Source organism: Sanguibacter sp. A247 (assembly GCF_052324925.1).
In the GTDB taxonomy this organism is placed as follows: domain Bacteria; phylum Actinomycetota; class Actinomycetes; order Actinomycetales; family Cellulomonadaceae; genus Flavimobilis.
Genome location: NZ_JBQPRE010000001.1, coordinates 594,373 through 618,550 on the forward strand (window position 1 = coordinate 594,373; position 24,178 = coordinate 618,550).

At 71.2% G+C, this 24,178-nt stretch carries 19 protein-coding genes and 2 tRNA genes; 18 read left to right on the top strand and 3 right to left on the bottom strand.

Annotation, left to right across the window (positions count from 1 at the left end; genetic code table 11):
* Positions 1 to 101 precede the first annotated feature (101 nt).
* The 3 genes from recQ (at position 102) to ACTVCO_RS02635 (ending at position 3,708) form a co-directional block, all read left to right on the top strand.
* Positions 102 to 1,988: a DNA helicase RecQ gene (gene recQ / locus ACTVCO_RS02625; protein ID WP_443726826.1), complete on the top strand. Its 1,887-nt coding sequence runs from the start codon at positions 102 to 104 to the stop codon at positions 1,986 to 1,988.
* A gap of 111 nt (positions 1,989 to 2,099) precedes the next feature.
* On the top strand, positions 2,100 to 2,996 hold the full coding sequence (locus tag ACTVCO_RS02630) for a sulfurtransferase (RefSeq protein ID WP_443726827.1): 897 nt from the start codon (positions 2,100 to 2,102) through the stop codon (positions 2,994 to 2,996).
* A gap of 25 nt (positions 2,997 to 3,021) precedes the next feature.
* Positions 3,022 to 3,708, top strand: coding sequence for a thymidine kinase (locus ACTVCO_RS02635; RefSeq protein WP_443726828.1), 687 nt, complete (start codon positions 3,022 to 3,024; stop codon positions 3,706 to 3,708).
* A 179-nt stretch (positions 3,709 to 3,887) separates the two neighbouring features.
* Here ACTVCO_RS02635 and ACTVCO_RS02640 read toward each other — a convergent pair whose 3' ends face one another.
* Together ACTVCO_RS02640 and ACTVCO_RS02645 are read right to left on the bottom strand one after the other, a co-directional pair.
* Positions 3,888 to 7,511 (bottom strand): TM0106 family RecB-like putative nuclease, encoded by a 3,624-nt coding sequence (locus ACTVCO_RS02640; RefSeq protein WP_443726829.1) that lies wholly within the window; start codon positions 7,509 to 7,511, stop codon positions 3,888 to 3,890.
* Between the two features lie 76 nt (positions 7,512 to 7,587).
* Positions 7,588 to 8,046 (bottom strand): YybH family protein, encoded by a 459-nt coding sequence (locus ACTVCO_RS02645; protein ID WP_443726830.1) that lies wholly within the window; start codon positions 8,044 to 8,046, stop codon positions 7,588 to 7,590.
* 239 nt (positions 8,047 to 8,285) lie between these two features.
* On the opposite strand from ACTVCO_RS02645, the gene ACTVCO_RS02650 reads away from it, so the two are divergent.
* The 10 genes from ACTVCO_RS02650 (at position 8,286) to ACTVCO_RS02695 (ending at position 16,791) form a co-directional block, all read left to right on the top strand.
* Positions 8,286 to 8,534 (top strand): hypothetical protein, encoded by a 249-nt coding sequence (locus tag ACTVCO_RS02650; RefSeq protein WP_443726831.1) that lies wholly within the window; start codon positions 8,286 to 8,288, stop codon positions 8,532 to 8,534.
* A gap of 70 nt (positions 8,535 to 8,604) precedes the next feature.
* Positions 8,605 to 9,237: an alpha/beta hydrolase gene (locus ACTVCO_RS02655; RefSeq protein ID WP_443726832.1), complete on the top strand. Its 633-nt coding sequence runs from the start codon at positions 8,605 to 8,607 to the stop codon at positions 9,235 to 9,237.
* Between the two features lie 48 nt (positions 9,238 to 9,285).
* The gene (locus ACTVCO_RS02660) at positions 9,286 to 12,702 is read left to right on the top strand and encodes a DEAD/DEAH box helicase (protein ID WP_443726833.1); all 3,417 of its coding nucleotides are present in this window, start codon (positions 9,286 to 9,288) and stop codon (positions 12,700 to 12,702) included.
* A 181-nt stretch (positions 12,703 to 12,883) separates the two neighbouring features.
* A complete protein-coding gene (locus ACTVCO_RS02665) occupies positions 12,884 to 14,251 on the top strand; it encodes a hypothetical protein (protein ID WP_443726834.1) in 1,368 nt (455 codons plus the stop codon).
* A gap of 108 nt (positions 14,252 to 14,359) precedes the next feature.
* The gene (locus ACTVCO_RS02670) at positions 14,360 to 15,229 is read left to right on the top strand and encodes an MYG1 family protein (RefSeq protein ID WP_443726835.1); all 870 of its coding nucleotides are present in this window, start codon (positions 14,360 to 14,362) and stop codon (positions 15,227 to 15,229) included.
* 140 nt (positions 15,230 to 15,369) lie between these two features.
* Positions 15,370 to 15,441 (top strand) — tRNA-Thr (locus tag ACTVCO_RS02675).
* Positions 15,442 to 15,527: 86 nt separating this feature from the next.
* A tRNA-Met gene (locus ACTVCO_RS02680) sits at positions 15,528 to 15,604 on the top strand.
* A 78-nt stretch (positions 15,605 to 15,682) separates the two neighbouring features.
* The gene (gene rpmG / locus ACTVCO_RS02685) at positions 15,683 to 15,853 is read left to right on the top strand and encodes a 50S ribosomal protein L33 (RefSeq protein ID WP_100421710.1); all 171 of its coding nucleotides are present in this window, start codon (positions 15,683 to 15,685) and stop codon (positions 15,851 to 15,853) included.
* 33 nt (positions 15,854 to 15,886) lie between these two features.
* Positions 15,887 to 16,342, top strand: a complete 456-nt coding sequence (locus ACTVCO_RS02690) for an FAS1-like dehydratase domain-containing protein (protein ID WP_443726836.1) — start codon at positions 15,887 to 15,889, stop codon at positions 16,340 to 16,342.
* On the top strand, positions 16,339 to 16,791 hold the full coding sequence (locus ACTVCO_RS02695; RefSeq protein WP_443726837.1) for a MaoC/PaaZ C-terminal domain-containing protein: 453 nt from the start codon (positions 16,339 to 16,341) through the stop codon (positions 16,789 to 16,791). The genes ACTVCO_RS02690 and ACTVCO_RS02695 overlap by 4 nt, the downstream gene beginning before the upstream one ends.
* A gap of 21 nt (positions 16,792 to 16,812) precedes the next feature.
* On the opposite strand, the gene ACTVCO_RS02700 is transcribed toward ACTVCO_RS02695, so the two are convergent.
* The gene (locus ACTVCO_RS02700) at positions 16,813 to 17,892 is read right to left on the bottom strand and encodes a LacI family DNA-binding transcriptional regulator (protein WP_443726838.1); all 1,080 of its coding nucleotides are present in this window, start codon (positions 17,890 to 17,892) and stop codon (positions 16,813 to 16,815) included.
* 277 nt (positions 17,893 to 18,169) lie between these two features.
* Here ACTVCO_RS02700 and ACTVCO_RS02705 point away from each other — a divergent pair, with 277 nt between their 5' ends.
* The 5 genes from ACTVCO_RS02705 to ACTVCO_RS02725 all read left to right on the top strand — a co-directional run bounded on the left by ACTVCO_RS02705 (position 18,170) and on the right by ACTVCO_RS02725 (position 24,167).
* On the top strand, positions 18,170 to 19,480 hold the full coding sequence (locus tag ACTVCO_RS02705) for an MFS transporter (RefSeq protein ID WP_443726839.1): 1,311 nt from the start codon (positions 18,170 to 18,172) through the stop codon (positions 19,478 to 19,480).
* The gene (locus tag ACTVCO_RS02710) at positions 19,477 to 20,760 is read left to right on the top strand and encodes an MFS transporter (RefSeq protein WP_443726840.1); all 1,284 of its coding nucleotides are present in this window, start codon (positions 19,477 to 19,479) and stop codon (positions 20,758 to 20,760) included. The genes ACTVCO_RS02705 and ACTVCO_RS02710 overlap by 4 nt, the downstream gene beginning before the upstream one ends.
* Positions 20,757 to 21,920, top strand: coding sequence for a UDP-N-acetylmuramate dehydrogenase (locus tag ACTVCO_RS02715; protein ID WP_443726841.1), 1,164 nt, complete (start codon positions 20,757 to 20,759; stop codon positions 21,918 to 21,920). The genes ACTVCO_RS02710 and ACTVCO_RS02715 overlap by 4 nt, the downstream gene beginning before the upstream one ends.
* Positions 21,921 to 22,002: 82 nt before the next feature.
* Positions 22,003 to 23,268, top strand: a complete 1,266-nt coding sequence (locus ACTVCO_RS02720; protein ID WP_443726842.1) for a phosphotransferase family protein — start codon at positions 22,003 to 22,005, stop codon at positions 23,266 to 23,268.
* A gap of 368 nt (positions 23,269 to 23,636) precedes the next feature.
* Entirely contained in the window at positions 23,637 to 24,167 is a 531-nt protein-coding gene (locus tag ACTVCO_RS02725) for a hypothetical protein (RefSeq protein ID WP_443726843.1), read from the top strand.
* The last annotated feature ends 11 nt before the right edge of the window (positions 24,168 to 24,178 follow it).

The window sequence follows — 24,178 nt, forward strand, 5'->3', positions numbered from 1 at the left end:
CCCCCCTCCCCCCCCCCCCCCCCCCCCCCCCCCCCCCCCCCCCGCCTCCGTCTTCGTGTGGACGACGCCCGCGCGCGCTCGTCCGCACCTACAGTGGCCACGTGACAGCGACGACCTCTGACGCCACCAGCCCGCTCGACGTCCTGCGTCGGGTCTGGGGCTACGACGCCTTCCGCGGCGACCAGGCCGCGATCATCGACACGCTCGTCGGCGGTGACGACGCGCTCGTCCTCATGCCGACGGGCGGCGGCAAGTCACTGTGCTACCAGGTGCCCGCGCTCGTGCGGGACGGCACGGGCGTCGTCGTCTCGCCGCTCATCGCCCTCATGCAGGACCAGGTCGATGCGCTCGCGGCCGTCGGGGTCCGCGCGGGGTTCCTCAACTCGACGCAGTCGCCCGCCCAGCGGGCCGAGGTCGAGCGGTCGCTCCTCGACGGGACGCTCGACCTTCTCTACCTCGCCCCGGAGCGGCTTGGCGTTCCGGCGACGCTCGACCTCCTGGGTCGCGCGCAGCTCTCGCTCTTCGCGATCGACGAGGCGCACTGCGTCTCGCAGTGGGGCCACGACTTCAGGCCCGACTACCTGCGCCTGTCCGTGCTCCATGAGAAGTGGCCGGACGTCCCGCGCATCGCACTCACTGCGACCGCAACGTCCGCGACACGCACCGAGATCGCTGAGCGCCTCGAGCTCACGTCGGCCCGGCACTTCGTCGCGAGCTTTGACCGCCCCAACATCCGCTACCGGATCGTCAGCAAGGACAACCCGCGCGCCCAGCTCGTCGACCTCCTCGTGAGCGAGCACGCGGGCGACGCGGGCATCGTCTACTGCCTCTCGCGTGCGTCGGTCGAACAGACTGCCGCGTACCTCGTCGAGCGAGGGATCCCCGCGCTCCCGTACCACGCGGGCCTCGACGCCTCGGTGCGGGCCGCGAACCAGTCGAGGTTCCTGCGCGAGGACGGGCTCGTCATGGTCGCGACGATCGCGTTCGGCATGGGGATCGACAAGCCCGACGTGCGGTTCGTCGCGCACCTCGACCTTCCGAAGTCCGTCGAGGGCTACTACCAGGAGACGGGGCGTGCCGGACGTGACGGTGCGCCCGCAACCGCGTGGCTCGCGTACGGGCTTGCCGACGTCGTCCAGCAGCGACGCATGATCGACTCCTCCGAGGGTGACGCCGCGCACCGCCGGCAGCTCTCCACGCACCTCGACGCGATGCTCGCGCTGTGCGAGACCGTCGGCTGCCGCCGCGTCCAGCTCCTCGGCTACTTCGGCGAGGAGTCCGAGCCGTGCGGGAACTGCGACACGTGCCTCGAACCGCCGCGCACGTGGGACGGGACGATCGCCGCGCAGAAGCTGCTCTCGACGGTCGTGCGCCTCGAGCGTGAGCGTGGCCAGCACTTCGGCGCCGGCCACGTCATCGACATCCTCCGGGGCAAGGAGTCGCCGCGCGTGCTCGAGCTCGGTCACTCGACGCTGTCGACGTACGGGATCGGCGCCGACGTCTCCGAGGCCGAGTGGCGTGGGGTCGTGCGCCAGCTCCTCGCGCAGGGTCTCCTCGGCGTCGACGCCCGCGGGTACTCGACGCTCGAGCTCACCCCGCTGTCCGCGGGCGTCCTCACGGGTGAGCGGACCGTGTTCATGCGGCACGAGGAACCCCGTGCGGGGCGTCGGGGGTCGACCGGAGCGCGAGGCAAGCGGGCTGCCTCCGCAGTCGAGGGGCTCGACGCCGCTGCGACCGAGCTCTTCGAGCAGTTGCGGACGTGGCGGGCCGCGACCGCGAAGGAGCTGGGGGTGCCCGCGTACGTCGTGTTCCACGACGCGACCCTGCGCGAGGTCGCGCGGGTCCGGCCCACGAGCCTCGATGCTCTCGGGGGAGTGACCGGGGTCGGGGCGAGCAAGCTCGACAAGTTTGGCGCCGAGGTCGTCAGCGTCGTCGAGTCCGTGACGGGAGTCCCTGCCGACGTAGGTGCGGGACGGCTCGACCTCTGACGTCCTCCGGGAAGCGCCGCTCCAGACGCCGCGGTCGTGTGCGCCAGTGGGCCGACCCGCGAAGACGGCCTACCGTGGGAGGTGTCCGCACAGTCGTTGAAGGGACCTCTCATGACCTCCGTCGCGCCGCTCCTCACCCCGTCCGAGCTTGACGACCTCCTGTCGGCAGGCGGTGACGTGCGCGTCTTCGACGCGACCACCTTCCTCCGTACGACGGTCGAGGCCGCGCCGTACTCGACCGTCGCGGGCCTCGAGCAGTTCGAGTCCGAGCACATCCCCGGGGCAGGATTCGTCGACGTCGCCGGTGACCTCTCCGACCCCGCCGGGGAGCACGCCTTCACGCTTCCGTCGCCCGACGCCTTCGCCGCTGCCGCGGGAGCCCTCGGCATCGGCGACGACACCCACGTCGTCGTCTACGACACGGCAGGCAACGCGTGGGCGACGCGCGTGTGGTGGCTCCTGCGCGTCTTCGGGCACGACGCTGTCTCTGTGCTCGACGGGGGCCTCGGCGCCTGGAAGGCCGCGGGCCTGCCCGTCGAGTCCGGTCCTGCCGCACCTGTCGCTTCCGCGACGTTCACCGCGCGGCTGCGTCCCGAGCTCGTCGCGACCAAGGCTGAGGTCACCCGTGCCGTCGCAGGCGACGGTGACGCGGACGGGTCGACGGCCGACGTCATCGTCAACGCCCTCGACCCCGAGACGTTCGCGGGAACCCAGGAGCTCAGCCCCTACGCGCGTCGCGGCCGCATCCCCGGCAGCCGCAACCTGCCGCTCTACACCCTTCTCGACCAGTCGACGGGCCGGTTCCTTGCCACGGGTGACCTTGCCGAACGCCTCGAGGCGCAGGGCGTCCTCGGTGCGCGCCGCGCGGTGACGTACTGCGGCGGCGGGATCGCTGCGACCCTGCCGGCGTTCGCTGCGTTCGTCGCCGACGGGACCGAGGTCGCCGTCTACGACGGCTCCTTGTCCGAGTGGACCGCCGACCCGAGCCTTCCGGTCGAGCTCGGCTGAGTCCCGCGGTGCTTGGATGGGCACCATGACGACGACGTCGAGGCCGCGCACCCCGCAGGTTCCGGGCCATGTCGAGGTCGTGTGTGGCCCGATGTTCGCCGGCAAGTCCGAGGAGCTGCTGCGTCGCGTGCGGCGCGCAGTCCTCGCGGGGCTGACCGTCGAGGTCATCAGCCATGCGGTCGATGACCGGAGGGGGCGCGGCACGGTCTCGTCCCACTCGGGCCTCGCGGTCCCCGCGGTGATGGCGAGCGAGGCGTACGAGATCGAGGAGCACGTGCGCTCTGTGTGCGAGGCGCGAGGGCTCGACGTCGTCGCGATCGACGAGGCGCAGTTCTTCGGGCTGGGACTTGTCGACGTCGTTCAGCGGCTTGCCGGCCGGGGGATCGTCGTGCTGGTGGCGGGCCTCGACGTGACGTTCGAGTCGCGGCCGTTTGAGCCGCTGCCGAGCTTGTGCGCGCTCGCGGAGCGTGTGACGCGGCTGACTGCGGTGTGCGGCGTGTGTGGTGCCGACGCTGCCTTCCACGAGCGGGTGACCGTGGCGCCCCCTGCCAGGGAGGCCTCCGAGGCGACGGTGTCCGATGCGCAGAGCGTGGGCGGGCGCGTCGAGGAGGCACGCGCTGAGTTCGTGGGCGGGGCGGAGTCGTACGGTGCGCGGTGTCGGCATCATCTGGCGCTCGCGCCGTGGGCGCCGGACAGCGTGCGGTGCCGCTGACCGCCGAGGGGAGGGCAGCCGGGCGCCGCACGCGTCCAGGGTCGTCGTGAACGACGCTTGTAGCGGCCCTGAGGGGGGCAAGGTCGCTACGCCTTCACACTAAGGAGTGTTTGCGCTGGTGGGTGCCGGACTTTGGTCCTGGACACCCGGGGGTTGGCGTGAAAACAGCGCCGACGGTGCTAGCTGGGGCGCGGGCTCGCAGCCGGTGCGATGGGGGCGGTCAGGCCGATGAATGCACCGAGGTCGGCGAGCGCGGCGGGGGAGGTCGGGAGGTGCTCGGTGAGGCGCGTGGACCTCACGATGACCGCGTGGTGCTGCGCGCGTGAGACTGCCACGTTGACGCGGTGCCGGTCGAGCAGGAAGGTCATGCCGCGCGCGGCGTCGTCCGCGCTCGAGGTCGCGAACGAGACGATCGCGACGGGTGCTTCTTGCCCTTGGAAGCGATCGACGGTGCCGACGCGCGTCCCTGCGAAGCCCGCCGTGTCGAGGGCGTCGCGGACCAGCTGGACGTGAGCGTTGTACGCCGCGACGACGATGACGTCCGCGTCGGTTGCGAGGCGGCCGGGTTGATCCTTGCCAGGGATCCAGGTCGCTCCGACGACGCTGCGTACGACGTCGACGACCGCGGCGGCCTCTTCGGGGCTTGCCGTCGTGCGTCCCGCGTGGTCGATCTCGACGACGGTGATTCCGGGGTGGGTCCCCACGAGGCTGCGGTGCTCGGGGACGCCGGGCCGTGAGTGCAGGCGACGTTCGTACGACAGCCGGGAGACCGGCTCGCAGAGGGCCGGGTGCATGCGCCACGACTCGGCGAGGAAGAAGCCGAGGTGCTCGGGCAGCGTTGCATGCCCGTTCATGAGCCAGCCGAGGGCCGAGGTGTCGACGGGTTCGGGGTGGGTGCCCTGTGTGACTTGGGGGAGCTGCTGGGGGTCGCCGAGCAGCATGACGTTGCGTGCTGCACCCGCGACGGCGAGCGTGTTGGCGAGGGCGAACTGACCGGCTTCGTCGACGACGAGCAGGTCGTAGCCGTCCGCGGGAGCGTTCTTGGGGGCGCAGAAGGTCCAGGTGGTCCCGCCGACGACGCAGCCCCGCCCCGCGTGGTCGGCGAGGAACGCCTCGATCGAGCCGGAGGCCGAGTCCGTGAGCCTCGTCCACGGGTGGTCGTCGGTGTCGCCCTGCGCATTCTTCTTGCCGACGTCCGCTCGGTCGACACCGGCTGCGACGATGCCCGCGAGCATGTTCTCGACGACTGCGTGGGACTGGGCGACGACGGCGATCGTCCAGCCGGCCGCGACGAGCTTGGCGATGACGCGTGAGCCGGTGTAGGTCTTGCCGGTTCCGGGAGGGCCTTGGACGGCGAGGTAGGAGTCGTCGAGCGCGAGCACGGTGCGCGTGAGCGCACCGATGAGATCGGCCTCGCGTTCCGCTGCCGTGGGAAAGTGAGCGTCCGCGCGCAGCCGCGGAGGAATGCGTCGAAGGAGGTCGAGCATCGCGAGGCGGGGGAGCGCCGGGGTGCCCACGGCGTCCCCGAGGCCCGCGACGACGCGGTCGGCGAGCCGGAGGATCGCGGCCGCGGGCTGCTTGCCGAGGTCGATGACCACGGGCACGAGCGCGAGGGGAGCCGCGGCCCAGCCGCTGACGCCGGACTTGGTCCTCTCGGTGACGGTGAGCGTCGAGATCGTGCCGTGCGTCTCGACGTCGTCGACGGTGACCTTGCTGTGCCACGTGAGCGTGCCGTCGCCCGCCGTGCCGAACGAGTCGTCGACGCCGGGCGGGTAGACGGCCCACATCGAGGCGCCGGGCCGGACGTCCGAGCCGGGCTCGAGCTCGGCACGCAGCACGACCTGGCGCGTCGAGGTCCGTTTCGTGCCCTCGGGCGGCACCCAGGGCTCCGGCATGACGGCGGGCACCCCGTCGTACGAGCCGGGCCGGACGACCGCGCGTGACGTCCACTCGTCGATCGGGGTGAGGAGCCGGTCGAAGTGCTCCCACCAGGCGGGCCGCACCTCGCGGCGGTGGTACTTGAGCGCGGCCGCGAGCATTGCGAGCGCCTGGGCGTCGGGCGGGCGGTGGGCGGGGTCCTCACCTGCCGTGCGGAGCAGCGCGTCCTCGACCTCGGCGAGGTGCCGGGCCTCGGGTGAGACCTCGGGGGGCTCGGCCCCGTCGGTCGCGGTCACCGCACCGCCTGACGGCACGACGCCGTGCTCGGCAGCGCGCTCGTCGAGCCACAGGCGCAGGTCGCGGGTCGAGATGCAGTCGTCGGTGTTGTACTCCGCGATCGCCTCGAGCCGCCGGGCATACGCCTCGAGGTGACCCGCGTCGCGCAGGGCGCAGGCCTCGGCGTACTCGGCGATCGAGTCGGCCGCGTTCGTCACGCCCTCGCGACCGCCCGGCGAGTAGAGCGGCTCGAGCTTCTTGATCGAGTACGACGACTGAGAGATGCGGATCGCGCCGCGCACGGTGGCGTACAGGTCGACGAAGACGCCCGCGCGCAGAAGGTCGTCGAGCAGATCCTCGCCCACGCCGTGGCGGCCCGCCAGACGCTTGAGTGCCGCAGGCTCGTACGGCGCGTAGTGGTAGACGTGCATGGTGGGGAACTGCAGCCGACGCGCGGTGACGAGCTCGAGGAACGTGAGGAGCGTCGTCTTCTCGCTCGCGCGGTCGTGCGCCCACAGGGCCGTGAACGGCGGCGCCTCGTCGTCGGACGTGGGCTCGGCAACCATGCCCCACAGGTACTCCAGACCCCAGTCGTCGGGCTCCTCGCCGACCCACAGCGGGTCGCCCTCGAAGTCGAAGAAGAGGTCGCCCGCCGACCGCGGCGGAAGCTGGCCGAGGACTGATGGGTCGAAGACCTCGGCGGCGACGTCGGGGCGGCCGTCGGGCAGGAGCGGTGCGGGCCCGTCGGGTGGGGTCTGCCGTACCTGAAGGCGAGCCTGCGCGCGCAACGTCTCGAGCGCGTGCGCAGAGAGCCCTGTGACCGGAGCCTCCGACGCGGCGAGCTCGTCGATCGTCGTCAGGCCCGCCGCGACCAGCCGAGCCCGCTGGGAGGGCCTCAGCCCTGCCACGAGGAGCAGGTCGCGGTCATGTGCGATCCACTGCTCGCAGACCTCGCAGGTGCCGCACCGCGCGAGCCCCGGAAGGCTCCATGACGCTGCGGTCTTGCGCGCACGGTGCTCGGCAAGGAGCGACTCGACGCGTGCGCGCCGCTGCAGGTAGACGGGGACGATGTCGTCCGTGCGGTGCCGCGACTGGGTTCCGTCGCCCAGCACGAGCACGGCCTCGGGTGCCACGTGCGCTCCTGCCCGGGTGAGCGCGTGAGCGTATGCGGCGAGCTGGAGGATCGCGGTGACTTTCGCGCGGCGGGCGAGCTTGGTGTCGATGACCACCCAGCCCTCGGGCGATGCGAGGAGGAAGTCGGCGCGTCCCGAGAACGAGCCGTCGAACATCTCTGCCTGATAGACGGCGTCAGCGCCGCCCGCGAGCGCCGCGAACGAGTCCTCGCGCCGCGCGAGGAGCTCTGACACGGTGCGCCCGGGAGTGCCGGGGAGCTCGACGACGCCGCGCCCCGTCACCGGGTCGTGTGCCCCGTGGTCCGCGCGGACCTGCGCGAGGAACCGGCGTTCGTGTGCCTCGCCCAGAGCCGCGGCGCGCATGAGCATGGCGTCGGGGTCGGTGCGCAGCGGATCCGTGAGGAGCGAGGTGCGCCCCAGCCGACGATCGAGCAGGTCCAGGAGCGCGAGCTCGCACGTCGCGCCGAGCGTGACGTCGCTTGCGCTGAGAACGAGGGTCTCGTCGAGGATCTGCATGCGAGGAGTGTGCCAGGGACCACCGACACTCTGCGTGCGGCCGCGGCGTCGGGCCGCGTCCGCCCGCTGCTCAGGGCTAGCCTCGGTGCGCCATGCCCGTCGCTTCGTCGACCGCGACCGAGGTGTGCTCGTGCACGATCCGCCACACGTCGCGGTCGTCGCGCCGCACGATCCATGAGAGCCGGTTCGTCATGCCGTAGCGCTCGGAGCCGTCGGGCTCGACGACGGCGTAGCGGACGAGGGCATGGGCTGCGGCGTGCACGCCGTCGCCGATGACGACGAGGTCGGTGACGTCGGCGACGTTCGTGTCGGACTCGGCGACGCCGCCGAACCACTGGGTGACCTGGGCGCGCCAGGAGTCGAGGCCGATGATCGGCTGTTCGGCGAACGTGTCGAAGATCGTGACGTCACGGTCGTAGAGCGCGCAGAAGGCGTCGAGGTCGCGCGCCCTGGCCCGTTCGCCATAGGCGCGGGCGATCCGGTCGACGGCGTCGTCCGCGAGCGCGTCGACGATGAGGAGGTCGTGCGTGGTCATGGGAGTCCCTTCGCTGCGATCGTGTGACCACAGTGGCACGTCGTCGCCTCGGGCGACAGGGGCTGAGGACGGTCGTGTGGGCTGTCCACAGCGGGGTTGTCCACAGATGTCGTGGCGCGGGTGCGCCCGGGTGCCCCCCGTGGCTGGATGGCGGCATGCAGATGAACCTTCACGAGACGTGTGTTCCTTCCCGTGCGTCCGGTGCCCGTCCGCTCCGTCGGCACGCTGTCGCGTGCGTCATGGCACTGTCCGCGTGCGCGGGGGTGCTCGTGCTCGCCGGGTGCGGGGACGAGCGGCCCGAGCCGTCGCCGAGCCTTGTTGTGCCGTCGTCCGTCGCGCCGTCGAAGGCGTCGCGGGACGGCGGTGACGGTCACGCTGAGAGCGGGGACGAGGACGAAGACAAGGATGACGGGGCGGGCGAGGAGGTCGCGGGCGAGGGTGGCCCGTTCGAGGGGCTGGTGCGCGGTCGGGGGCCGCGGGGGGCATGACGCTCGACGTGCCCGGGGTGGGGCGGCGGCGCGGGTGTATAGTTGTAGATACAACTGACGAAGGAGCCTCATGCGCCTCACGACTGCCGTCCGCACCACGAGCGGCCCCCACTCACGACCGGCGTCACCCGGCGCCCCGGTCCTGCTGCTCCTCCATGGGTACGGCTCGCACGAACGCGACCTCGCCGGCCTCGCCCCGCACCTCCCCGCGGGGCACGAGGTCGTCTCCGTGCAGGCACCTCTCCAGATCGGTCCCACTGCGTACGCCTGGTTCCCTCTCGCGGAGCCCGGCCTGCCCGACCCCGCGACTGTCACCCAGGCGACCGAGGCACTTCTCGCCTGGATCGACGCCGAGCTCCCGGGACGCACCGTCGTCCCCGTCGGCTTCTCCCAGGGCGGCCTCATGGTTACCCAGCTGATGCGCCACCGGCCCGGCGCCTTCCCGGCCGGTGTCGTCCTCGCTGGGTTCACGCTCGCAGCCGAGCTGCCCGGCGACGGCGCTCTCGCGACGACGCCCGTGCTCTACGCGCGCGGCGACGCTGACGCCATCATCACGTCGGCGACCGTCGAGCGCACCACCGCGTGGCTCCGCGCGCACGTCAACGTCACCGAACATCTCTATGAGGGCCTCGGTCACGGCGTCAGTCCCGAGATGCTGGCCGACGTCACGTCGTTTCTCGTGCGGGTCGCCCCGGCCGCCTGAGCATGAGGTGCGTGCACGCGTCGGCACGGACGGTGGGACAATGGTCGGATGCTCACCCGCGCACACGTCTCGAGATTCGTCGGGCGCACCGTCTATTCGCGCGGTGAGCAGGTGCTCGAGGCAGAGCGTGTCGTGTCCGTCGCGCGAAACGGCTCGAAGGTCGTCGGCCACGTCACCGGGAGCCGTCACGAGAACTACGTCGTCACCGTGACGCTCAGCTCCGCGGACGGCGAGGCGCGCCCCACGCTGGGGCGCTGCACGTGCCCCGTCCGGCTCAGCTGCAAGCACGTCGCCGCGACGCTCCTCGCGCTCGTCGAGCGTGAGCAGAACGCAGCTGGCGTGCCGCAGCCCACCCCGGCTGCAGCCACGCGCCCGGCACCCCGGCGCGCGACCGACTACGCCCGGACCCCGGAGTGGCAGCGCACGTTCGAGGGCATGCTCGCCGACGCGGGGATCGACGCGATGCCCATGGGGGAGGAGCCCGTGGTCGCTCCCGAGGTCTCCGCCGAGGTCGCGCTCATGGTCGAGGTCATCGCCTCACCGCGCCGCGACGACCGCGCGGCCGAGTCCGTCACCCTGCGTCCCCTCGTCCGCGGCCGAACGGGCGCGTGGGTGCGCCAAGGAGTGTCGTGGGCCGACTTCCGCCACGGCTTCCCACCCGTCGCGCTGCCGACACCGCAGCTCGCCGCGCTGCGCGCGCTCGGAGCGCTCGGCGAGACTGACGCCCGGCACTCGTCGGCGATGGGCGTCTACCTCGACTCCCTTCCAGGCCCCGCACTGTGGGCCGCGTTGCGCGACGCGTACATCCTTGGCGTCCCGTTCGTCCACCCCGACCGCACGGCCGTCCCGTTCGACGACCAGCCGGCTCTCGTCGTCCTCCACCTGGCGCGTGCGCGGGGCGGCTCGCTGCGTGTGCGCGTGACGCTCGAGCCCGAGGGCGGCTGGGGAGCACACACGCACCACCTGCCGCTCGGCATGCCCGCGGGCGGAGTCCTCGCCCGGACGGGTGAGGAACGGCCGGCGCGCGACGACTCGCTGCGCCTCGCCGGGTTCACGCGCGCGCTCGACGCAACCGTGCGTGACCTGCTCAACCGGCCCGAGCCGCTTGTCGTCCCGTCCGCGGACGTCCCCCTCTTCCTCGGTCGGGTGCTCCCGGGCTTGCGCGGCCGCGTCGACGAGGTGCGCGCGGCGGGCGTCGACCTGCCCGAGGCCCCGGCGCCGACGCTCGTGTGCGACGTCGAGCATCGCGGCGGCCACGAGGTCGTGATGCGTTGGGAGTGGCGCTATCTCGCGCCCGGACTCGCGTCCGAAGGCCCTGCAGTTCCCGCGTTGACGGTCCCGCTCGGCACTCCGTCGCGTAGCCCGCTGCGCGACCGAGAGGCCGAGCGTGACGTCCTCGCGCGTGTCCGACCGCACGTCGCAGCGCTCGATGCAGCGCTGCGGGCGCACGACGCTGCGGGCGGGGACCTCGCGCGCGATCCTGAGGCGGGCCCGGTGGGCGCGCGCGTCGTCCGGGGTATCGAGGCCGCTCGCCTCCTCACCGCCGAGGTGCCCCGCATGCGGGAGCTCGCCGACGAGATCGACGGCTTCCTCGTCGACGAGCACGGCCAGACGATCACCTACCACCTCGAGGACGACGTCCGTGTCGCGCTTGCGACGACGGCGCGCGACGGCGAGCGCGACTGGTTCGACCTGGCTGTCACGGTCGAGGTCGGTGGGCGCAGCGTCCCGTACGAGCAGGTCTTCCGTGCGATTGCGGCGGGTGACGAGTTCCTGCTGCTCGACGACGGCACGTACTTCTCCCTGGATGATCCGCGCTTCGAGCGGCTGCGTGAGCTCATCACCGAGGCGCGGGCCATGCAAGACACGCGTGGCGGTGGGCTGCGCGTCTCGCGCTACCAGGCGGGCCTGTTCGACGATCTCGAGGGCCTTGACGTCGACGGCGTCCAGGCGACCGCGTGGCGGGCCTCGCTCGCCGCGCTCGCGGACGGTGCGCGGCCCGAGCCCGTCGGGCCTCCGCCGGGGTTGCGGGCCGAGCTGCGTCCGTATCAGCAGGACGGCGTCGACTGGTTGTGCTTCCTTGCGGAGCACGGCCTCGGCGGCGTGCTTGCTGACGACATGGGCCTGGGCAAGACGGTCCAGGCGCTCGCGTTCGCTTTGCACCAGCTGCGGGAGCGTGCGGCCGACGGCGAGCGGCCGGCGCCCATTCTCGTGGTCGCCCCCACGTCGGTCGTCGGCAACTGGGCTGCTGAGATTGCGCGGTTCACGGACCTGCGGAGCGCGGTGGTCGCGCGCACGACGTCGGGTCGGGGTACGCCGCTGGCCGACGAGATCCGCGGGGCTGAGATCGTCGTGACGTCCTATGCGGTGCTGCGCCTGGACACCGAGGCGTTCGGTGCGCACACGTGGTCGGCGCTCGTCCTTGACGAGGCGCAGTTCGTCAAGAACCACAAGTCGGTCGGGTACCGGGCGGTGCGTGAGATCGATGCTCCGACGAAGATTGCGCTCACGGGCACACCGCTCGAGAACAACCTCATGGAGCTGTGGTCGATCCTCTCGATCGTGTGCCCGGGTCTGCTCGGGCACCCGGGACGTTTCGCCGAGTTCTATCAGAAGCCCATCGAGCGTGACAGCGACACGGAGCGGCTCGCGCTGCTGCGGCGTCGAGTGGCGCCGTTCATGGTCCGCCGGACCAAGGAGTCGGTTGCGGCCGATCTCCCGGACAAGGTCGAGCAGGTGCTCGAGGTAGAGCTCGTGCCGCGGCACCGGGCTGTCTATGACCGGCTGCTCGCGCGCGAGCGCGCCCGCGTCCTCGGGCTCGTCGAGAACCTCGACGGGCACCGCTTCGAGGTTCTGCGTTCGCTCACGGTTCTGCGTCAGGCGGCGCTTGACGTCTCGCTCGTGGGGGCCGACGAGCCGGGTGCGGGTGCGCCTCCGGGCGGGGTCTCACGGCCCGTCCCGTCGTCGAAGCTCGAGGTGCTCTTCGAGATGCTCGAGGACATCCTTGCTGAGGGACACTCGGTGCTGATCTTCAGCCAGTTCACGCAGTTCCTCGGGAAGGTGCGTACGGGGCTCGAGTCGCTGGGGGTCGCGCACTCCTATCTCGATGGCCGCACGCGCAGGCGTCAGGAGCAGATCGACGCGTTCACGTCGGGTCAGACGCAGGTCTTCCTCATCTCGCTCAAGGCCGGCGGATTTGGTCTCAACCTCACGGCGGCGGACTACTGCATCTTGCTCGACCCCTGGTGGAACCCCGCGGCGGAGGCGCAGGCGGTCGACCGCGCGCACCGCATCGGGCAGACGAAGCAGGTCATGGTCTACCGCATGGTGGCCTCCGACACGATCGAGGAGAAGGTCATGCGACTCAAGGAGGGCAAGTCTGCGCTGTTCTCCTCGGTCCTTGACGGTGGTGCCGCGGGTGGTGCGGGGCTGAGCGCAGCCGACGTCCGCGAGCTGCTCGGGTAGCGAGGTCGCGGCCTCGGGTGTGGGCGTCGGACGCCGTCGGTCCTCGTGGGCCGGCGGCGTTCGTCGTTCCTCAGTGGCGTCGGCGGCCGGGCGGGCCGAAGGACCTGCAGGAATGTCGGTGGCTCGTGCGACTTTCGACGAGTCGCACGAGCGGCACCTCAGGGAAGCAAAGGGGATTGGCATGAATCACAGGGGAAGTCAGTGGCGCCGCGCGGTGCTCGCGGTTGTCGTGGCGTTCGGCGTATCGCTGGGAGGGGTCGGTGTCGCAGTCGCGGCGCCGGACGCGCCCTCGGTCGGCGCCGTCGCAGGGGCCGCCAGGGCGAAGGTGCGGATCTCGACGCAGCCTCGCTCGGTGACGGCTGTGGCCGGACGCACGGCGACGTTCCGCGTCAAAGCCAAGGGATCGAGGCTCGCCTACAGGTGGCAGTCGAAGGCTCCTGGGGCGCGGTCGTGGAAGACCGTGAAGAAGGCGACGCGGAGCACGCTCAAGGTCAAGGCCCGCGCGTCGGCCGACGGCACCCGCTACCGCGTCGTCGTCACTCGGGGTCGCAGCAAGGCGACGTCGAGGACGGTGAAGCTCACGGTGGTCAGCCGGCCGCGGATCACGGCGCAGCCGGGGAACGCCACTGCCGCGCAGGGCGTGAAGGCGACGTTCCGAGTGGTGGCAAGCGGGCGCAACCTGACGTACTCGTGGCAGAGGCGGGCCGTGGGTGCGTCCGCGTGGACGGTGGTCGGGCAGTCTCGGGTCCTCGCTGTGACGGCGGCGACCTCCCTGCACGGTGCGTCGTACCGGGTCGTCGTGAAGAACGCTGCGGGGAGTGTCGTCTCGCGCACCGTGAGGCTTGCGGTTCCGGCCGCACCTCGCATCACCACCCAGCCCCGCTCGGTGCAGGTGACGGCGGGTGCGCGTGTCTCGCTCACGGTCGGTGCGACGGGTTCTGACCTCCGGTTCCGGTGGCAGCACCGGGCCGACGACGAGCAGCCGTGGGCGGACGTCCCCGGCGCGACGAGCGCGACCTATGCGTTCGTCGCGCGCACCGCGAGGAACGGTGAGGAGTTCCGTGCGGTGGTGACCAACGGGTTGGGCTCGGCCGTGTCGTCGGCGGCGGACGTCTTCGTCGACTCGACGTATGCCGATCCCGCGGCTCCCGCAGCGCCCGTGTTCCTCGACGAGTGGGGAGTCCTCACTGTGGGAGCGAGCCGTGTCGGTACGGACGAGGTCCTTGAGGAGAACATGTTCAACGACGTTCCTCCGGCAGGGTGGGACTACGTCCTCGTGGACGTCTTCGGGTGCTTCTACGGCTCTGGCTCGTCTGTGACGTGGGTGGACCTCGACGTCGAGTTCATCGGCTCGGATGGCCGGACGTACGACGACGGCTACAACCTGATCCCCAACGACATCGACGGCGCGGGAACGGTCTACACGAACGGGTGCACCACTTTCACGGCGGGGGCGCTCGTGCCGTCGAACGTCATCTCCGGTGGGATCTGGGTCGTCACTGACTCGGTGCACTACCCGACCACGACGGGCTTCATCAGAGCCTTCTGATCGCGGTCTGCGCGTGCGGCGGGGCCGGGCAGCGATGCTCCGTCCCCGCCGCACACGTCTCGGCGCCTGGCGGTGCCTCCCGGCAGACCGGTGGCCTAGCCTGGACCGGTGATCATCGCGACCCATAACGGCAAGTTCCATGCAGACGACGTCTTCGGCGTTGCCCTCCTGACGACGCTCTACCCGGATGCAGAGGTTGTGCGGACGCGGGACCCCGAGCGGCTCGCGCAGGCTGACGTCGTGCTCGACGTCGGCGGCACCTATGACACCGAGACGCTCCGTTTCGACCACCACCAGAAGACGTCGGGTGCTCGCCCGAGCGGCATTCTGTTCTCCGCGTTCGGGCTGCTCTGGCAGCACTACGGCCTCGAGTACTGCGAGGGCGACGCGCGCGTCCACGGCAAGATCGACCGTCGTCTCGTCACCGCGATCGACGCGGTCGACAACGGCCAGGACCTCTTCACGGTCTCGGACTTCGGCACGCCTCCGTTCGACCTGTCCGCGACCCTTGGCCTGTTCAACCCGCAGGGCGACGAGGAGACGTTCGACGGGCAGTTCGACGTCGCTGTGGCTCTCGCGCGGACGCTCCTTGCGCGACTTCGCCAGCAGTACGTGACGGCGTTCGCTGCGGAGGACGAGTTCATGCGGCTGTATGCGGCATCGCCCGACCCGCGGTACGTCGTCCTTGATCGGTTCATGCCCCATGGCTCGGTCGCGACCGCGCAGCCTGCGCTCCTCTTCACGGTCTTCCCGGGCGCGACGGGTGCGTGGACGATCCAGACGGTGCGCCCCGAGGGCTCGGAGTTCGGGTCGCGCAAGCACCTCCCTGCTGCCTGGCGCGGCCTCGACGGCGCTGCTCTCGCAGCTGTCACGGGCGTCGAGGACTCGGTGTTCTGTCACAAGGCCGGGTTCATCGGGGCCGCGCAGTCGCGTGAGGGCGCTCTCCAGCTGCTCGCTCTCGCGCTCGCCGAGGTGTGAGTCTCGACACCCGCGGGTCCGGACAGACGGGCCCGCGGGTTGCTGTGTGGTGGTCGAGACACGCCGAAATACCCCTGAGGAATGGGCTGTGACCTGCGGATTTCGTTTCGAGCGGGTGCTCGGGTATCGTTTTTCGCGCTGCCCCCGTAGCTCAGTGGTAGAGCGCAGTCTTGGTAAGACTGAGGTCATGGGTCCGATTCCCATCGGGGGCTCTGTTGGTGCGCGACGCTTGCGCGTGGGAAGATGTCTCCCGCGCGCGGCGTCACTCGCCGACGTGATGTCTCACGACATCGTTCGAGGCGGGGTAGCTCAGCTGGTCAGAGCGCACGACTCATAATCGTGAGGTCGCGGGTTCGAGCCCCGCCTCCGCTACCAAGAACGACCTTCAGCGCGCCGGCCGGCGGTGCGCCGAGCATCAGACAAGCGCCTTCGGGTGCGAGAGGTGGCAAGACCGTGGCTAGCAAGTCCTCTGACGTTCGCCCGAAGATCACGCTCGCTTGCGTGGACTGCAAGGAGCGCAACTACATCACGAAGAAGAACCGCCGCAACAACCCTGACCGTCTTGAGCTGGCGAAGTTCTGCCCGCGCTGCGGCAAGCACACGGCGCACCGCGAGACCCGCTGACATCGTTCAGCACCGCAACTTCCTGGACATCCCATGGCGATGAACGCGACCTACGCCGGCCGTCGGTACGCGCCTACGGCCCCCTACACGGTGGGCCGTGAGAAGGTCCGGGAGTTTGCAGCGGCTACGGCCGCGACCCAGCCCGTGCACCACGATCTCGTGGCAGCACGGGCTGCTGGCTATGTGGACCTAGTGGCACCTCCGACGTTCGCCGTCATCATCGCCCAGGCTGCCGAGGCCCAGCTCATCGAGGACCCTGAGGCCGCGATCGACTTCAGCCGTGTCGTCCACGCCGACGAGCGTTTCACGCACACGCGGCCCCTCGTCGCGGGCGACGAGATCACGACGGTGCTGCACGTCGACTCGATCACCGAGCGGGCAGGGTTGTCGATGGTGACGACGCGCTGCGAGCTGTTCGGGGACGACGCGCTCACCGACCACGTCGCGACGGTGCGCTCGACCCTCGCCGTTCGCGGGCCCGGCGCATGAGCGCCCCGCAGCTCGCCGACCTCGAGGTCGGCCAGGTCATCGGAACACGCACGATCGAGGTCGATCGGGCGCACCTCGTCCGCTACGCGGGCGCGAGCGGTGACTTCAACGCCATCCACTGGAATGAGCGTGTCGCGACCGAGGTCGGGCTTCCAGGCGTCATCGCGCACGGCATGCTCACGATGGGTCTCGCCGTCACGGTCGTCACCGAATGGGCGGGCGACCCGGGCCGAGTCATCGACTACCAGACACGCTTTGCGCGCCCCATCACGGTTCCTGACCCGGGCGTCGCCACGGTCGAGGTCTCGGGGGCGATCGGTGCGCTCGACGTCGCCGCCGGCACGGCGCGGGTCGACCTCACCGTCCTCGTGGGCGGTGCCCGCATCCTCGCGAAGGCGCAGGCCGTCGTCCGCCTGGCCGAGGCGACGTCTGGGGACGCACCCGTCTGACCGAGCGGGGCAGCGAGCGCGTCAGGTGCGTGCCACGGGCCCCGTGGTCGTCCCGACGCGAAGCTCGACCGGCATCGTCGTCCGCGTCACGGTGCCGTCGGCCAGAAGCCTGCGGACCGCATCGCCCATCGCGCGGCCCTTGTCCTCGAGCGGCTGGACGACGGTCGTCAGCTGCCCGCTGAACCATGGCAGGTCGAGGCCGTCGAAGCCTGCGACCGAGACGTCCTCGGGAACACGCAGCCCGGCCTCGCGCAGCGCGAGAACGGCTCCGGCTGCGAGCAGGTCGGACTGTGCCACGACGGCCGTCGGCCCCGTGGCGCGGTCGGGGAAGCGGCGCAGGATCGCACGCATGGCCTCCTTGCCGTTCTCGACGAGCGACGCCTCGGTCTCGTAGATGCCGAGGAGGTCGACCCCGGAGTCGAGGACCGCGTCGAGGCGGTGCCGCGTCGGGGTCCAGTCGACGAGCTCGCGCCGGGCGTCCGTGACCCATCCGGAGTGCCGTCCCATGCGGAAGGGCAGTGTGATGGTGACGAAGCGTTCGTGGCCGAGGTCGGTGAGGTGGCGCACGGCGGCCAGCATGCCGGCGTGGTCGTCGATCTCGACGAGCGAGGCGCCGTCCACCTCGTTGCCTTCGCCGACGACGATCGGCACGCCCCGTCTGCGCAACGTCTCGACGCGGGGGTCGTCCGTGTGCGTGCCCCAGATGAGGACGGCGACGTCCATGCCGGCGCTCATGAGGAGCGGGTCGACGATGACCTCGCCGTCGACGGCGGAGTCCACGCCCGGGACGAGAAGAACCCCGAGGTCGGCGTCGCCGAGCGACGACGTGAGGCCGTCGAGAACCTGGATCGAGACGGGATCGCGGAAGGACCGCTTGAGCTTGTCGCCGATGACGACTCCGACGATGTCGTAGCGTCCCGAGCGCAACTGGCGACCGGCGGGGTTCGGTCCGCCGTAGCCGAGCTCTGCTGCGGCGTCGAGCACGCGTGCGCGGGTGGCGTCGGCGATGGGTCCTGACGAGGAGAACGCGAGGGAGGCGGTCGAGACTGACACGCCGGCGACCCGGGCCACGTCGGTGAGCGTCGGGCGCGCGTGTGACATGTGTGTGCTCCTCGAGAGGTCCGTCAGGGGGCCGGTGGGCATGGCTGGCGGGAATCAGTATCCCTGAGCCGACGCCCGTGCGGTTCGGGGAATCGCGGGGTGGAGTTGGTCAAGACTTGAGGTTGGCCACGTTGACCGCATGGCCTCCTTGGACCGACACTACTCCTGGACTCGAAACGTTTCGAGTTCGCCGGGGTCAGCCCCGCCCTCAGCGCCCCCCGCGCCCCCCGCACTGTCTCCACCCGAGGTCGCCATGTCTCCCGCCGCACCGTCTGTCGTGCCGTCCCGTCCCGACGCGTCGACCTCCCGTGCCCGCTGGGCGCTCGTCGGCCTCTTCGCGCTCCTCGGGCTCATGATGTCGAGCTGGCTCTCGCGCCTGCCGTCCATCCGCGCAAGCCTCGGTCTGAGCGAGGGTGAGCTCGGGATCGTTCTCGTCGTCGGGTCGGTCGGATCGCTCGTGCTCGTCGCTGCCGCCGGCCCGCTCGTCGAACGCTTCGGCGTCGCCCGCATGCTCAACGTCTCGACCGCCGGGTTCGGCGTGGCCCTCGGCCTCATCTCGCTCGGCGTCCAGCTGGGCTCCGTCGGGCTCGTCGCGGTGGGCATCTTCCTCAACGGAGCGACATGGGCGCTCAACAACGTCCCGTTCAATCTCGAGTCCGCAGCGATCGAGCGCGCCGTGGGACGCACGATCCTCCCGCAGTTCCACGCCTTCTACTCCATCGGTGCGCTCGCCGGGACGGGCGTCGGCGCGGCCTGCTCTGCCCTCGGCGTCCCCGCCGCGGCTCAGCTTGCGGGCTCCATGCTCGTCGTCGTCGCGTGGCGCATCATGGCGCTCCCGCGCGTCATCGCCCGCCCGCAGGCACCCGTCGCTCTGGCCGCACCGGGCCAGCGGCGCTCCGTGCGCACGGCCCTCACCGCGTGGCGCGAGCCGCGCACGCTCCTGCTCGGTGTTGTCGTCCTTGCCGCCTCCATGTCTGAGGGGTCCGCGAACGACTGGCTCTCGATCTCAGTCGTCGACGACCTCGGCAAGTCAGAGGCGATCGGCGCGGTCGTCTTCGGCGTCTTCCTCGGGTCGATGACGGCCTTCCGTCTCGCAGGCTCGGGGCTCGTCGACAGGTGGGGGCGCGTCACGCTCCTGCGGGGGTCGGCGACCATCTCGATCGTCGGACTCGTGATCTTCGGCCTCGCTCCGGGGATCGTCGTCGCGTCGATCGGCGTCGCGCTGTGGGGCTGCGGAGCCGCGCTCGCCTACCCGCTCGTCATCGCCGCCGCTTCAGACGATCCTGTGCGCGCCGCCGGGCGCGTCTCGGTCGTCTCGGCGTTCGCATCGATGGCGTCGATCGCGGCACCACCGCTGCTCGGGTTCGTTGCCGAGCACCTCACGACGCGGACCGCGCTCATGCTCGTCCTGCTTCCCCTCGTCGCCGCGGTCCTCGCGGCGGGGCGCGCGCGACCGCTGGTGCCCGAGCCCGCCCCGGCCCCGCTCGTGGCGCCCAACGACCCAGCGCTCCACGACTCAAAGCCCTATGACCCAGATCCCCATGACGCGGACTCCCGCGACACCCATCCCGGTGAGGTATCCCCGTGACACATTCGACCCAGCCCGCTGTGCGCGAGACAACGATCGCCGCGTGGTCGGTCTTCGCGATCTTCGTCCTCAACGGCTTCAACTTTGCGTCGTGGGCGTCGCGCCTGCCGACGACCCGCACGATGCTCGGCTACTCCGAGGCCGAGATGGGCCTGCTGCTCGTCACGATCGCGATCGGCTCGCTCGTCGCGCTCCCGTTGTCGGGCTGGATCACCTCGCGTCTCGGGGCACGCCGCACGATCATCGTGTTCGCGGTGGTCAATGCGCTCGGCTACGTCCTCGCTGCAGGCTCGCTCGTCCTGGGCAACGACCTCGTGCTGCGCGTTGCGCTCGTGCTGGTGGGCGTCGGCACGGGGGTGTGGGATGCGGCGATGAACCTCGAGGGTGCGGTCGTCGAGCAGAAGCTCGGCCGCACGATCATGCCGCGTCTGCACGCGGGCTTCTCGCTCGGCACGATCGTGGGCTCGGGCCTCGGTGCGGTTGCCGTGCTCGTCGGGCTGCCTGTTGCCTGGCACCTCGTCATTGCTGTCGCGATCTCGCTCGCGCTCGTTCTCGTCGCGGTCCGTGGTTTCCTCCCGGAGGCCGAGGTCACGGGGCCTGCCGTCGCTGAGGGTGCCTCCGGTGCTGGCGGTGAGCGCCGCAACGTCTTTGCTGCGTGGATTGAGCCGCGCACGCTGCTCATCGGCGTCGTCGTGCTCGCCGCGGCTCTGACCGAGGGCTCGGCGAACGACTGGGTGGGCCTCGCCGTCGTCGACGGCTTTGCTCAGACGGATGCGGTGGGCGCGGCGGCTCTCAGCGTGTTCCTCACCGCAATGACGGCCATGCGCCTGCTCGGCACGCACCTCGTGGACCGGTGGGGCCGGGTCGCGGTGCTGCGGCTCTCGAGCGGCCTCGCGCTTACGGGCCTCGCGCTGTTTGCGCTCCCACCGTGGCTGCCGCTCGCGTTCGTGGGCGTCGTGCTGTGGGGCATGGGCGCGGCGCTCGGGTTCCCCGTCGGGATGAGTGCGGCCGCGGACGATCCCGTGCGCGCGGCCGGGCGGGTCTCGGTCGTCTCGACGATCGGCTACACGGCGTTCTTCATGGGACCGCCGCTCATCGGGATGCTTGCGGAGCACGTCGGCTACCGGTCGGCTCTGCTCGTCATCCTCGTGCCGATCGCGCTGGGGCTCGCCGTCGCCGGCGTTGCCCGTCCGCCCCGGACCGAGTCGCCGCGCGCGCAGGAGCGGCTGGCCGACCCGCCGCAGGGCACCGACGCTTCGGGGCGTACGGTTGTGGGGTGACCTCACCCGACGCCACGGCGCACGCCCCTGTTCTTTCTCAGCTCACGACGCTGCGCGTCGGGGGTCCCGCGCGCACGCTCGTCCGTGCCTCGACCGAGGCCGAGCTCATCGACGCGGTCCGCGCGGCTGACGCCGACGGCGTGCCCGTTCTCGTCATCGGGGGCGGCTCCAACCTCCTCGTCGCGGACGAGGGCTTTGACGGCATCCTCGTCCAGGATGCGCGCTCGGGCGTGACGGTCGACATGGTCGACTCGTGCGGCGGCGGGAGTTTCCGCGTGCCCGCGGGGCACTCCTGGGATGCGCTCGTCGAGCAGGCGATCGCTGAGCAGTGGGTGGGGCTCGAGGCGCTCTCTGGCATCCCCGGGACCGTCGGCGCGGCGCCCGTGCAGAACATCGGCGCCTACGGCCAGGAGGTCGCGGGCGTCGTGTCGACCGTGCGGGTGTGGGACCGCGCCGAGTCGCGGGTGCGCACCTTTGCCGTGGGTGAGCTGGGGCTCGGGTACCGCACATCGGTGCTCAAGCGTTCGATGACGCAGGGCGAGGGCGGGCGTAGCTGGCAGCCGTCGCCGCGCTGGGTCGTTCTCGAGGTCGGCTTCCAGACGCGGTTGGGCACGCTGTCGCCGGGTGTCGCGTACGCCGAGCTTGCGCGTCGGCTCGATGTCGCGGTGGGCGAGCGGGTCGCGACCGCCGACGTCCGGGCTGCGGTTCTTGAGCTGCGCGGGGCGAAGGGCATGCTCGCGGTGGGAGTCGGGGAGCACGGCGACGATCACGATCGCTGGAGCGCGGGTTCGTTCTTCACGAACCCTGTCCTGCCGGTTGAGCTCGCGGGCGGGCTGCCTGCGGGCGCGCCGCGTTTCGAGGTCCGCTCCGCCCGCCCTGAGGTGACGACGGGCCCGAGCCTCGGGGCGATCGACGCGTCGCTCGTCAAGACGTCGGCGGCGTGGCTCATCGAGCAGGCGGGCTTCGGCAAGGGATTCGGTCTCGACGGCAAGGCGAGCCGCGCGCGGCTCTCGACGCGCCACGTGCTTGCGCTCACCAATCGTGGCGAGGCCACGGCCGCGGATATCGTGTCGTTGGCCCGCGCGGTTCGCGATGGTGTCGAGGAGCGCTTCGGCGTTCGGCTCGCGCCTGAGCCCGTGCTCGTCGGGCTCGCGCTCTAAGTGCGACCTGCCGGTAGCGTCCGGGACGCGCCGGGAGCCGCTTCACCTGTCTGAGGAGTTTGGTTCGTTGTCTACTGGACGCATGATGCCGTCCCCCTCCGCGTCCCAGCAGCCGCTGGCCCGCGATGCCCGTGCCGTCCGTGAGGCGCAGGACATCGCGTGGTTGACGGGCCCCGACGCGCTCGATGCGGTCGGGACGTTCGTGGGCGCTGCCGGCGGGACGCTCGTCGACGCTGAGGTGCACGAGGTCCACCACCGGCCGGGCGCGGGCGTGACGGTCGGGTACGACGTCCGCGTTCAGCTGACGGGTGAGGCCGAGCCACGTCCTGACTACGTCCTGCTCACGACGGGTTCGGTCGACGAGGCGGAGCCTCGGGGGCTCGCGAACGTCATGCGGCTGGCGAGCGGTGACCGTGTCGTCCATGCGTGGCGTCACCCGGACGATCCCATGCTCCCGGGACTCGTTGCGGCGTCGGACGTCACGAGCGCAGCGGCCCGCACGGGTCTCGACGGCGATCCGGGCGCGGCTGTTCTCGAGCTCATCGGCTATCGGCCGATGCGCCGCGCCGTGCTGAGCCTCACGACGAACCGTCGTCGGGTCTTTCTCAAGGTTGTGCGCCGCGACCAGCTCGACGGTCTGCTCATCCGCAACCGGTGTGCCGAGCCGGCGGGTGCGCCGCCTGTCCAGGACGTGTGGGCGGAGTCGGTTCTGGTGTTCCCGCAGGCGCAGGGTGAGCCGCTCCCGGAGCTTCTCGCACGCGACGGCGCCGCGGGTGTGGACCCGCGGGACCTGCTGGCGTGCCTTGACGCGATCGCCCCTGAGGCGATGGACCTTCCTCTGCGACGTCCGTGGGCGGAGCGCTCGCGGCACTATGCGGACGCGGCGTGCAACGTGCTCCCCGAGCACGCGGGCCGCATCATGGCGCTTCAGCAGGGGATCGCCGAGGCGATCGAGCGCTTCGGGCAGGGGCCGCGCGTTCCCACCCATGGTGACTTCCATGCGGCCAACATCCTCATGACGGGTGTGGCTATCACGGCGTTGCTCGATGTCGACACGATCGGACCGGGCCAGCGGGTCGACGATCTCGCGTGTCTTGTCGGGCACCTCACGGTCCTGCCCTGCCTGGCGCCCCAGACGTACGTCCATGTGCCGACGACGGTTGCGCGCTGGCTCTCGGTCTTCGACCGGGCGGTGCACCCGGGGTCGCTGCGGGTGCGGGCGTCGGGCGTCGTGCTGTCGCTTCTTGCGAGCATGCCGGCCAACCATCGCGACGAGGCGGCGCGTCGTGACGCGCTCGGTCGACTCGAGGCCGCCGAGGCGCTGCTCGCTGACGCGCAGAGGTTCTGATCCGCTCAGGGTGGGTGAGGGGAGCCGTTTCGGGGTGAGGCACGTGGCCGCTGCGGGCGAGCACGAGGACCGCACGGGCGAACCCCGGACGCGAGAGACGTGAGACACGCCCTCACCGTGTCGCAGGGAGGGCTTCGGAGCGAGAGGATCGAGATGTCCGGAGCGGGACCCTGACCGTGGCCGGGCGGAGCGCCGTGGCGCTCGGGTGGGCCCGCCGTTTCCCCCGGACGGCGGGCCCGCCGCGTTGCCGGAGGTGAAGATGAGAGTTCTCTCATCCTCACCTCCTTGGTCTCTCATCTGAGCGTTCGAGGATGGTTCTAGAACGGAGCGCGAGGTCCGCGCTCACGTAGGGTCCGGAGGGCAGAGAAGTGAACAAGACTGCATGGATCGTCACCAGCGCGGTGGGCATCATCGGCGCCGGGGTCGGCCTCGACGCGGCTTTCGCGCAGGAGGGTCGTGACGATGTCGTCGGCCCGAGCGTGGAGCTGCGCTCGACGCAGGGTGACGCTGCGACCGCCGCCGCCACGGCGGAGCCCGCGCAGGATGCCACGGCCGTTCCTTCGGCGATCACGTCGCCGTCGCCCGTCTCGCCCGTGAGCCCGCGATCGGTCGTCTCGCCGGTCTCGGCGCAGTCGGTCGTGACCCCGGTCTCGGTGGCTTCGCCCGTGTCGGTGGCCTCGCCGGTGTCCGTGACCTCGCCCGTCTCCGCGAAGACCCCGGTGTCCGCGAAGACCCCGGTCTCTGCAAAGACCCCCGTCTCTGCAAAGTCCCCGGTGTCCGCGAAGTCTCCGGTCTCGCCCGTGTCCCCGGTGTCGCCGAGGTCCCCGGTGACGGCTCAGTCGCCGATCTCCGCGAAGTCGACCGTGTCGGCGCCGTCGGCGCCTTCCGGCAACGAGTGATGAGCTCGCCG